At 33.4% G+C, this 10,620-nt stretch carries 9 protein-coding genes; 3 read left to right on the plus strand and 6 right to left on the minus strand.

The annotated features are described in order from the left end of the window. Positions 1 to 15: 15 nt before the first annotated feature. From tnpA to K9N40_06510, 5 genes are all read right to left on the minus strand, one after another. The gene (gene tnpA, locus K9N40_06490; protein MCF7814104.1) at positions 16 to 456 is read right to left on the minus strand and encodes an IS200/IS605 family transposase; all 441 of its coding nucleotides are present in this window, start codon (positions 454 to 456) and stop codon (positions 16 to 18) included. A 184-nt stretch (positions 457 to 640) separates the two neighbouring features. After that, a complete protein-coding gene (locus tag K9N40_06495; GenBank protein MCF7814105.1) occupies positions 641 to 1,852 on the minus strand; it encodes a 3-deoxy-D-manno-octulosonic acid transferase in 1,212 nt (403 codons plus the stop codon). 66 nt (positions 1,853 to 1,918) lie between these two features. Beyond that, positions 1,919 to 4,045, minus strand: a complete 2,127-nt coding sequence (rnr, locus tag K9N40_06500) for a ribonuclease R (protein ID MCF7814106.1) — start codon at positions 4,043 to 4,045, stop codon at positions 1,919 to 1,921. 2 nt (positions 4,046 to 4,047) lie between these two features. Next, complete coding sequence (locus K9N40_06505) at positions 4,048 to 4,488, minus strand: hypothetical protein (GenBank protein MCF7814107.1); 441 nt, start codon at positions 4,486 to 4,488, stop codon at positions 4,048 to 4,050. Next, positions 4,478 to 5,356 carry a YicC family protein gene (locus K9N40_06510; GenBank protein ID MCF7814108.1) on the minus strand — a complete coding sequence of 293 codons (879 nt, stop codon included), beginning with the start codon at positions 5,354 to 5,356 and terminating at the stop codon, positions 4,478 to 4,480. The genes K9N40_06505 and K9N40_06510 overlap by 11 nt, the downstream gene beginning before the upstream one ends. A 347-nt stretch (positions 5,357 to 5,703) precedes the next feature. Between K9N40_06510 and K9N40_06515 the strand changes: the two genes are divergently transcribed. The 3 genes from K9N40_06515 to K9N40_06525 are packed head-to-tail and all read left to right on the plus strand — an operon-like array spanning position 5,704 to position 8,311. Then, positions 5,704 to 7,731: a cache domain-containing protein gene (locus K9N40_06515; GenBank protein MCF7814109.1), complete on the plus strand. Its 2,028-nt coding sequence runs from the start codon at positions 5,704 to 5,706 to the stop codon at positions 7,729 to 7,731. Further along, positions 7,728 to 7,904, plus strand: a complete 177-nt coding sequence (locus K9N40_06520) for a hypothetical protein (protein ID MCF7814110.1) — start codon at positions 7,728 to 7,730, stop codon at positions 7,902 to 7,904. The genes K9N40_06515 and K9N40_06520 overlap by 4 nt, the downstream gene beginning before the upstream one ends. 11 nt (positions 7,905 to 7,915) lie before the next feature. Then, the gene (locus K9N40_06525; protein ID MCF7814111.1) at positions 7,916 to 8,311 is read left to right on the plus strand and encodes a response regulator; all 396 of its coding nucleotides are present in this window, start codon (positions 7,916 to 7,918) and stop codon (positions 8,309 to 8,311) included. Between the two features lie 30 nt (positions 8,312 to 8,341). Here the strand turns inward: K9N40_06525 and K9N40_06530 are convergent, their stop codons facing one another. Further along, a complete protein-coding gene (locus K9N40_06530; GenBank protein MCF7814112.1) occupies positions 8,342 to 10,123 on the minus strand; it encodes an ABC transporter substrate-binding protein in 1,782 nt (593 codons plus the stop codon). Positions 10,124 to 10,620: the final 497 nt, after the last annotated feature.

A 10,620-nucleotide genomic window follows, 5' to 3' on the forward strand; every position in this document is an offset into this window, starting at 1 on the left:
TAACATTTAACCATTTTAATGGTTTTCCTCAATTACAAGATTATGTTTTTTCAAAAGTAAATTCCATTCTTCTGAAAAAGACATCTTTTTATGATGTAATTCTTGATTCTTGATGTATTGCGAAACTTTTTCTACTAATGATTCACTAACAGAAAAGGACGCAAAACCAACTTGCCAGGCAAACTTGACTTTAAACAATTCTTTTTGATTTATCCAATGAGAAGAACTGCCTTTAATATTTTTTATAATTTCTGAGATGTTTTTATTAGGATTTAAAAGAAACAGCGAATGAACATGTTCTTCAAAACCATTTATTACTATATTTTCACATTGTTGTTCTTTAAGTAATTCATCCAGTTTGGAAAATATCGTTTGTTTCTGATTGGTTAAAAAAGGGAATCTATTTTTTGTGCTCCAAACTGCATGAATCCAAATTCTATTCAATGAATGTGACATCATCTCTCCACAATAAACCGTTGAAACGGTTTTTAAATATTTATCATTTCATCTTCTTTCACCCATGATTGAAATCATGGGCTTTGGATAAATTATACATCAATTAAATAACTATCTCAGCCCACGATTTCAATCGTGGATTTTGTAAAAACACGAAATAACATTTAACCATTTTAATGGTTTTTTAATCCAAATATTTTTCAAGTTTATTCAGGTTTATTTGCAAACTGTCAGAATTCAATGATAGAGCTTTCTGAGCTGATCTTCCCATTTTTTTGGCAGATTCGTAATTTTTGAAAATATCTATTATATCATCAGCTAATTTCTTTTTATTGGAAACAATAATTCCATTATTTTCGCGAAGCCTATCAACAGAATCTCGGCAGGAATGATGATAATTTCCGATGATAGTTGGAATTCCATAGAAAGCCGGTTCTAAGGGATTGTGACCACCAAAATTGAAAAAACTACCACCCACAATTGCCAGATCGGAAAGGGCGTAAAAAGTATTTAAAATTCCCATTTCATCAATAATTAAAATATCTGAATTCTTTTTTAGATCAGAATACAGCGAATAATCTTGTTGAGCTAAAATAGTTTTAACTTCCGGCAATCGATGCAGATGACGAGGTACGACTATTATCTTCAAATTTGGAATTTTGGATTTTAGATCGTGTAATATTTTTAACAGCAGTTTTTCTTCACCTGGTCTGCTGCTGCCCCAAACTAAGATCTTATCAGATTCTTTGTAACCAATTTCTTGGCGCAATTTTTTTCGACTGAATTGTGGCAGATCAACGCAGAATTTAAGATTGTGAGAATTTTTAACATTATTAAACTTAAGATTTTCAAACCTTTGAGCATCTTTTCCAGATTGTGCATTTACTGCTACAATCGCCTTCCAGACCGATTTCCAGATAAAACGAGTGCGACGGTAGTTGGGATAAGATTGATCTGAAAGACGTGCATTTACCATAACAACTGGAACTTTTTTCTTTTTTGCCAGGAAAAGCATATTCGGCCAGAATTCAGTTTCCACCAGGATAATCAGTTCGGGATTCAGCTTTTTGAAAAGCCTTTTCATCGGAATACAGAAATCCAAGGGCAGAAATATTGTTTTTAACTTTGGGCTTATCTTTCGGGCAGCATCCTGTCCTGTAGCAGTCATTGTAGAAAGTACGAAATCAGTGTGCGCATATTTTTGCAAAAGTTCTGTTATCAGCGTTTTTACAGCGTTCACTTCTCCCATCGATGCGGCGTGGATCCAAACGCATTTATCGAAACCATTCTTGATCTTGCCAAAACGTTCTCTGCGTTCTCTGCCTTTAAATCGTAAAGATATAAAGGGCCAGAACAGCAAATACAAAAGCGAAGTTAGAAATCGATATAAAAACATTTTTTCTCCGAGTAACTATTTTCCAAAAATATTTTTTAAATAATTATCTTTCCCATTCGGTTCAGTTTATTTTTCCAGTAATTGGAAATAGATATCATCATCAACGTTACTAACTAATATTTTCACTCGATCTGTCAATTTATAAATTTTGCCATTATGACGCCCAACAAACCTTTTATATTGATCAAGATATTCGTAATGATCGTCTTTGATAGAACTTATGTCAACGACTCCTGTTATCGGGTAACGATCGATTTCTATTATTAATCCAGTTGGTTTCATACCTACGATGACACCATCAAATTCTTCACCCAGATGTTTTTTCATGAAGAGTGCTTTGTTTTTCATTTCCACTTCTCGTTCAGAATTGTCTGCAATTTGTTCTCTTTCTGTAGCTTTTCCAGTCAAGTCGTAAAGCTGATCTGCAGAAAAACCGTGCTGGCGTTTGTTGATACGAGCTTTGATCTGATGATGAACTACAAGATCGCACAAACGCCGGATCGGAGATGTGAAATGCGTATAAACAGGCATTGCTAAACCAAAATGTCCCAGATTTTCCACACTGTATTTTGCTCTTTTCAGGCTGCGCAGTATCATTCTGTCAAAAACTCGATGGTAGAGTTTACTCGGCATGCTGTCCAAAAGCTGCTGTAAAGCTATATTGAAACTCTGCTTCAGGTTCAATTTCATATCATACTTTTTCACGACATTGCTAATCGAGATCAACCTGTCTTCATCGGGTTGTTCATGAATTCTAAACATGGTTGGACGGTTGGAAAGCTCTCTGGCAACATACTCGTTTGCGATCAACATAAAGTTTTCTATCAATTTATGCGATTCTGTTTCTCTACTTCGCTGTAGATCTTTTATATGTCCTTCATCATCAAATATAAATTCAGTTTCCGGAAGATCGAAATGCAGATATCCTTGTTTCTTTCTTTTCTCTTGCAGGTGGGAAGATAATTTTCTCATCTGCTGCAGCATTTCTGCCAGTTTAGGATCGATATTATTTTTCCTACCACCAAAAAGGTCATCGATTTCTTCATAATTGAAACGAGCATCCGACTTTATTACACTTTCAAAAACAGCTTGCGATGTGATTTGGTAATTCAGGTCGAACTTCGTGAGGACAGTAACTGTCAATTTTTCTTCATAAGGTCGTAAACTGCACATCTTATTGGATATCTTCTCTGGAAGCATTGGAATTACCTTTTTGGGAAAATAATAGCTGTTACCGCGTTTTTGAGCTTCGCGGAATAATTGTGTATTTGGTTTTACATAATGTGCTACATCGGCTATATGAACATAAAGGTCAAAACCATCTTCATGTTTTTCCAACGAAATTGCATCATCAAAATCTTTGGCAGAAGCAGGATCGATAGTAATTGTAGTAAGATCTCTCAAATTATTTCGCATATTGATAACATCTTCTGAAATATCTTCCTCAAGATCTTTCAGTTCTTCCAAAACTGCATCAGGAAAGCTTAATGGTAAGTCAAATTGCTTAATTACACCCAGAATTTCCACATCAGGATCGCCAGCTTTGCCCAGGATTTCTGAAACAGTTCCAGCCGGTAATTTTTGCATTTCTCGATTTCCCCAATTTGTAACTGCAAGTACAACTTTATTCTCCTGGTTTGCACCTTTCAGGTCATTGACCAAAAAATTTGTATGAATCTTGGAATTATCGGGTATCAAATAGTTTTTTCCATGATATTCTTGAAGATTACCTACAACAGAAGTTCTAGCTCTTTCAATTATTTTTGTAATGATTCCATGAACCTTACCGTTTCTTTGATAGCGCAATTCTACATGAACTTTGTCATCATGATAAGCAGTTAAAGTATCTTCGGCAGAAACGAAAACGTCAATTTCTTCGGAAACAACAAAAGCATAAGATCTGTTTCGAGCCAGAGATGTAGCATCAAAAGTTCCGACCATTGTTTTAGCATCTGATTTTTCAGCTCTTTTTCTACTCAATGTCTGCTTTTTTCGCTTTTTCAAAACTGAATATCTTCTGTTTTTCAAGTCGATCTGGTCTTCTTTTACCATTGAAAAAAGCGTATCAATCAGGTTTTTATGCTTGTGTTTGCCAACTCTGATCAGCTTTGATATTTCATTTAATTTAAAAGATTTACCAGGATTATCTTCAAGTAGTTTCTTAACTTGGTGGCTTAATTTTTTATCAAACATAATCAAGCTCTGTTTCCAATTTTTTCTTCAAGGATCTCAAAGAGTTTTTCTTTTTCGGAACGGGTTTTGGAGAAACGCAGATTAAGTCCGCGAAATGCGTCAAGCCTGCGGGGCATTTTGAAGGTGGAAAGCATAACTCCCCGTTTATCAGAATAATACGATCCAAAATCGGAATAAGATCGTTCCATCTTAATAAACCAGTAAAAAACTCGGATTTTTTTATTATATAATTCGTAAGTGGTTGGGATGAAATAAGGTATGAGGCTTCCCAGAAAAATGATCATTCCCAGATAATAGAAAAGGGGCATTTCCCATTCTATCACCGCAATTCGCCACAAACTTGCTGCCAAAATAATGATGAAAAAAACCAAAATTATCGAGTTTCTCGAGTTATCGCGAAATGGGTGAGAGGTCCAGGTTAAAAGAAGTTCATTATTCGACATTTTGTACGATCTCCCGGCATTTTTCTATCTCTTCTTTTATCAGGATAATATCATCAAAAACCTTTGTATAATTGAATTTAGATCCGATCGTGTTGATCTCGCGATGCATTTCCTGCAGTATGAAATTGATACTTTTGCCTGCTTCTTTGTTGTTCTGTTCGACCTTTGATCTCAACTTTTCAAGATGATCCTTCAAGCGAACAATTTCTTCTGTTACATCTGCTTTTTCCACATAGACAGCGGCTTCCAGCATTACTCGTTTTAAAGAGTCCTCATCAAGTTTTTCTTTCAACATATTTTCGATATTTAACTTTATTTTGTTATGTATCTCATTCTTATATTCAGGAAAGGTTGCATCGAGTTTTTTTACTGCAGAAAGCATATTTTCGGCAGATTCCAGTAAATATTTTCGCATGGAATCACCTTCTGAAAGTGCCATCTTTTGATGATTATCCAAAGCTTCTTCAAATGTTTTTGTAATCTTTTTTAATAATTCCGTATTCTCCGGATCTTCTTCCTGAAGTACTATTACATCAGGCTCTGCCAGAACTTTCGATAAAGATCCATCATTGGCAACACCTAAAACATCGGAAGCTTTATTATAGAGCTCCCAGTACGTTTTCAGGTTTTTCTCGTTCAATTCGAGCTGTGTTCCCTTTTTGTTGGTTAAATTTATATTAACCAGGATCTTACCGCGATTTAACTTTTTTCCAAGAATTGCATCGAATCTGCTTTCCAAAAAAGATAATTCCCGCGGAAATCTATATTTTATATCCAAAAATCTACCATTTACAGATTTAATTTCGATTTCGATCTCATGCTCATCATCTGCAAATCGCGACCTGCCGTATCCGGTCATGCTTTTCATAAAAAAATCTCCTGATTCATTTTAGGTTAATTTTGATAATTAGAGTTAGATGTCAAACTTTCTTTCAAATAAGGCATTATGGATTTTCTATAAAAAAATACATTTTGATGAGAAATTGGGTCTTGAATTAAGCATAACGGGACAAATATGACACAATATATAAAATTTAGTAGAAAAAAGCGAGAAATTGTATTTGCATGTATTGCAAAGAATTACGACCTTAATTGGCAAATAATGAAGGTTCGGTACAATTATTGCATATAATTAATTAGATGAAGTATAGAAGGTATGTATAGATGATATTTAAAAAAAGAAATTTAAGTTTTAGAAGTTATTTATTGAGGATTATGATCATTCTTTCAATAACTTCTTTGCTTGCAATGGGTTGTTTCTGGATCATTTCAGAGTATAATTCCTTTAAAGATAGAGAAGTTACATTAAAGCAGAATTTCATCAATGCTCAAAAGGAAAGAATAACATTTGAAGTTTCAAATGCTCTCGATTTCATTACTTACAACCAAACATTAACAGAAGAAAGATTGAAAAACAACATCAAAGCCAGAGTAAATGAAGCTCATGCAATTGCTACAAATCTTTATGAGAAAAATAAAGGTAAAAGTCAGAAAGAATTAGAATCACTAATTAAAGAAGCATTAAGGCCAATTCGCTATAATAATGGAAGAGGTTATTATTTCGCAGTTTCGATGGATGGAATTGAAAAACTATATCCAGTTGCTCCTCAATTTGAAGACCAGAATCTTCTGGATTTGCAGGATGAAAAAGGAAATTACGTTATAAAACAAGAAATTGCGACCATTAAAGAACATGGTGAAGGTTTTGTACGTGATTATTGGAGAAAACCAAATGCCAGCGACGAAATGATCTATCCCAAAATTACTTATGTGAAATATTTCGAACCTTTGGATTGGTATTTGGGAAGCGGGGAATACCTGGATGACGTAGAAAAAGATATTCAAAAAGAGAGTTTAGAAAGGCTCAGTCAGATCAGGTTTGGCAAAAATGGTACAATTATAGTTACAAGATATGATGGACAACCTCTGATAGCACATGGAAGACTAGTAGAAACTACGATAAACATGTGGAACCAAACAGATGATTTTGGTACAAAGATCATACAAAAAGAGCTGGAAATTATAAAAGAATCAGGAAAAGGTTTCGTCGAATCTTATTGGACCAGACCTTCTTCTGAACTTACTGAGAAGAAAATAACTTATATTGTTGGATTTGAAGAGTGGAAATGGATTATTGGTGCTGGTTTTTATGTAAGCGATATTCAATATGAAATCAATCAATTACGAACGGATCTGGAAAAGAAAGTAAAAGAAAACATTCAAAAAATATTCTTCATTTTACTTCTTATTACTGCTTCAATTTTTCTTATTGGCAGCTTCATTTTCCGTCGCATCAATAAAAACTTCAAAGTATTCCAGAAATTCTTTCATAAAGCGGTTCATACTTCCACCAAAATAGATAAAACAAAACTTGATTTTGAAGAATTTAAAATGATGGCAGATGCAGCAAATAATATGACCTGCAAAAAAAACGAAGCCTTGCAATTACTGCAGGAAAGCAAGGAAAAATACCGACAATTGGTTAGTAATCTTGGCGAAGGTGTATTAGTTTTCGATAATGATAGAAATTTTCTTTTTGCCAATAAAGCTGCAGAATTTATTTTTGGTTTAAGTGAAAAGGAATTGATAAGAAAGAATTTAGCTGATTTCATAATTGAAACTGATGAAACACTGGAAGATAATGAACTTGAAATTAAAAATGCCAGGGGGAAGACCAGGTTGTTGCGTGTAACTAAAACTGATAGGTTTAACGCTAAAAATGAAATAGTGGGTACTTTTGAGATATTCCATGATGTTACTGAAAGTAAGAAATTGGAATTGGAAAGAAATGAAAACAGAGAGCGATTGAAGCTTATAAATAAAATACTTAGGCACGATTTGGCCAATGATCTAAGTGTAATTCGAAGTGCGGTTAGATTGTACGAGGAAAATAGTAAGCAAGATTATCTGAAGGAAATTGAAAAAAGAGTGAAGAAAGCTATAAGTACAATCGATATGGTTCGTAAACAGGAATCTTTCCTGAATCGTAGAACTGAACTATTTGAATTGGATTTAAATTCTATAATTGATAGTATTAAAGATAGATATTCACAGATAAACATAGATGTTAAAGGGCGTGGAGCTGTTTTCGCAGATGAGGTTTTACATTCAGTATTTGAAAATATCGTTAGTAATTCTATTACTCATGGAAAAGCTACAGAAATTGTTGTGGACATTACTGAACAAGCAGAATTCTTTCAGATAAAATTTATAATAATGGTATTGGCATTTCGGATGAAGTGAAACCAAAGATCTTTGAGGAAGGCTTTATTCATGGTGAAACAGGTCATACTGGAATTGGTCTGTATATAGTTAAAAAAACAATTGACCGTTACGAAGGTTCTATTTCTGTTTACGATAATGAACCAAAAGGTGTAGTTTTTGAGATAAATTTATTGAAGTATATTGGAAAGTAATCGGGGGAGACATGGATAGGAAAATAAAGATAATGCTTGTAGAAGATGAAGCAATAATTGCCAAATACTTGAGAATGGAGTTGGAACTGGAAGGTTTCGAGGTAATAGATTTCATTCCTACTGGTGAAAAGGCTGTTAAATTGGTAGAAACCGAAAAGCCTGATGTGGTGCTGATGGACATAAAATTAGCCGGTAAAATGGATGGCATACAGGCTGCAAAGTATATTATTGATAATCATAAATTGCCGATTATTTTCATGACGAGTTATTCCAAACTGGAAATAACAAAACGCGCCAAACAACTAAATCCGGCTGCGTATTTCAATAAACCGATTACAGCCGAAGATTTGAAACCAGTAATTTTAGAAATAATTGAACAAAAGCATAATCGCTTAAGTCAAAAATAATTATACTTTTCTTCTCAAGTAAGATACAATCTACAAATCGTTTGAAATATGAGACAAAGCTAATCTGAATTCAGTGCCGTGTAAAGATATTGTTGTCCAAATCAATTTTTTTAATTTAGTTTCATTCATTTTAGTATCCAGAAAAAAATATTTACCTTCACCACTTGGTTCCACAGCCATATTTTTAGCTACTTCTTTCAACGATTTATAAGGAGCATAAATTTCATCTTCAAAGATATTAAGCCCAATCTCTTCATCGTTTACGTCGTAAACTATCGTACCATCTTTCTGCATTATCCAGATTTCTACCGGAAAATTAGAAATCTTCTGGCTGATCACTTTCTCAAAAAAATCTGGCTGAGTTAGTACACTGACAGAACCAATAAATTTCTTCTCATCGTCGAAAACAGGATATTCCAGATCAAAACCTGTAAACCCTTCAACTGTTTCAATAGCTTCACTTACCACTGGTTTCTGTGTTTTATGAAGCTTGATAATCTGTGGCTGGTTCATAATATTACTTCCAATAATATTGGAATATTCGCTGGGATAAACACTTCGAATTATACCAGATTTATCTACTGTAACTACATCATAAGCAAACTCTGTTTTCTTAAATAACGATTCCAATTCTTTAGTAACTTCATCGCCGATTATACCTGATTTAGATAAATTTTTTGCTGATTGCTTAACTGCACTATCCATAATTGAAAAAGTATTGTCAATTTCCTGCTTAGCACTTTGTAAAAGCAGTTTATATTGGAATTCAGCCGTTACAAATTCACCATTTACTATTTGTTTGTACATATAAGGATAATGAGCATCACCATTTTCATCAAAATGAACTTCTCCTAAAGCTCCTGTAATTACTTTATTTGCAAACCAGTTAAATAACTTTTCTGCAGATTTATCTGTATCTTCCGATGCTGCAACTAAACATTTAATTGATTCGTAAGCTTCTACACCAAATATTGTTGGTTCCATGCCATATCTTGCTTTGTATTTTTTTAACATTGGATTCGCTTGATCATAAGTAGGATAAGTATAAACAAGTCCATTCGTAAATTCAGCTTCTTTCAATAATTCCGGTCGTTCAATAGGTCGCGTTCCAACAAATTGAGCTTCTATGCCCATTTCTCGAGCTTCTTTGGCAATTATGGCAGCTTTAGAGGCACTTAACAAAACTAAAGCATCCGGTGTTGTTTCAGCTATAATTTCAAGGTCTTGTATAAAATCTTTTTTCATAGGATCGTAAGAAATTTCTTTCCCAACTTTATTACCTAAATTATCTTTAATGTTTTTCTGCCAACCAATGCCATAACTATTATTCATATAATAAATTGCGATATTATTGAAGTTAGTTAGGTAATTTGCAAGCTGCTTTTCTTCCTGAGAACCATCAATTGTAAATCTTATTGTGTGGTGGGGAATAGAACGCTGAAAATTGGCACTAGCGATAACGATGTGGAAAATACCTTCTTTTGCAGCTAAAGGATGTAGTGCCGATGCAACCCAGCTGGCACAGGAAATAACGGCAAACGGTGGTTTTTCCATTTTTAAAAGTTCATTAAAAGCTTCAACTGCACCAATCGCATCACTTTTACTGTCTTTATACACAATCTGGTATTTATTATTTTCTTCCAAAAAGAGATTTATTGCATTCTGCTGTTCAACAGCAATTCCTTTAAAGGCGGACGAAAATGGTAATATAACAGCTATAAGTTTTTCATTTATATCATAATTTACAGCAAAAGAATTATTTAATAATAAACAAAGAAATATCATTATTAAAATAAATTTAATTTTTTTCATTTTTTCACTTCCTTTTTTTTTATATTAAGAAAAAAATTATAAATGAATGTCAACAATAAAAAAAATGAAATGAGCAATAGGAAAGAAAATATACTGAATGATAAATTTTGTATAAAACAGTGGAAAGATGATTTCATAAAAAATTATAACCACATTGCAATAGGCAAAGGATAAAACAATGCAAACAAACAACCCATGATAATGTACATTATGTAAACTTGCATAAGGCTGGTTAACCTCTTTTGCTGTAGATGGTTAGCAATCGTGTTGATTGAGTATATAATTCATACGATTGAAAAATGATAGATTCTCAATTTTTGTCTTAGGCGGTGCTTCGGAGGAAAAATGGGAAAAAGTACCAGGACAAGAATACTGACTGATCAGGAGTTAAAATTATTTTTCGAAAGCTTCGATCTTAAGAAAAAAAGTGATTGGTATTACTATCATGTATTCAGATTACAATATCTGACTGCTCTTAGAATTTCGGATTTGATGAA

This window comes from Candidatus Cloacimonadota bacterium, assembly GCA_021734245.1.
In the GTDB taxonomy this organism is placed as follows: domain Bacteria; phylum Cloacimonadota; class Cloacimonadia; order Cloacimonadales; family TCS61; genus B137-G9.

What these genes read in the sequence shown, in the direction of transcription:
- tnpA (MCF7814104.1), bottom strand. Translation starts at nt 456, where the DNA reads ATGTCACATTCATTGAATAGAATTTGGATTCATGCAGTTTGGAGCACA.
- K9N40_06495 (MCF7814105.1), bottom strand. Translation starts at nt 1,852, where the DNA reads ATGTTTTTATATCGATTTCTAACTTCGCTTTTGTATTTGCTGTTCTGG.
- rnr (MCF7814106.1), bottom strand. Translation starts at nt 4,045, where the DNA reads ATGTTTGATAAAAAATTAAGCCACCAAGTTAAGAAACTACTTGAAGAT.
- K9N40_06505 (MCF7814107.1), bottom strand. Translation starts at nt 4,488, where the DNA reads ATGTCGAATAATGAACTTCTTTTAACCTGGACCTCTCACCCATTTCGC.
- K9N40_06510 (MCF7814108.1), bottom strand. Translation starts at nt 5,356, where the DNA reads ATGAAAAGCATGACCGGATACGGCAGGTCGCGATTTGCAGATGATGAG.
- K9N40_06515 (MCF7814109.1), top strand. Translation starts at nt 5,704, where the DNA reads ATGATCATTCTTTCAATAACTTCTTTGCTTGCAATGGGTTGTTTCTGG.
- K9N40_06525 (MCF7814111.1), top strand. Translation starts at nt 7,916, where the DNA reads ATGGATAGGAAAATAAAGATAATGCTTGTAGAAGATGAAGCAATAATT.
- K9N40_06530 (MCF7814112.1), bottom strand. Translation starts at nt 10,123, where the DNA reads ATGAAAAAAATTAAATTTATTTTAATAATGATATTTCTTTGTTTATTA.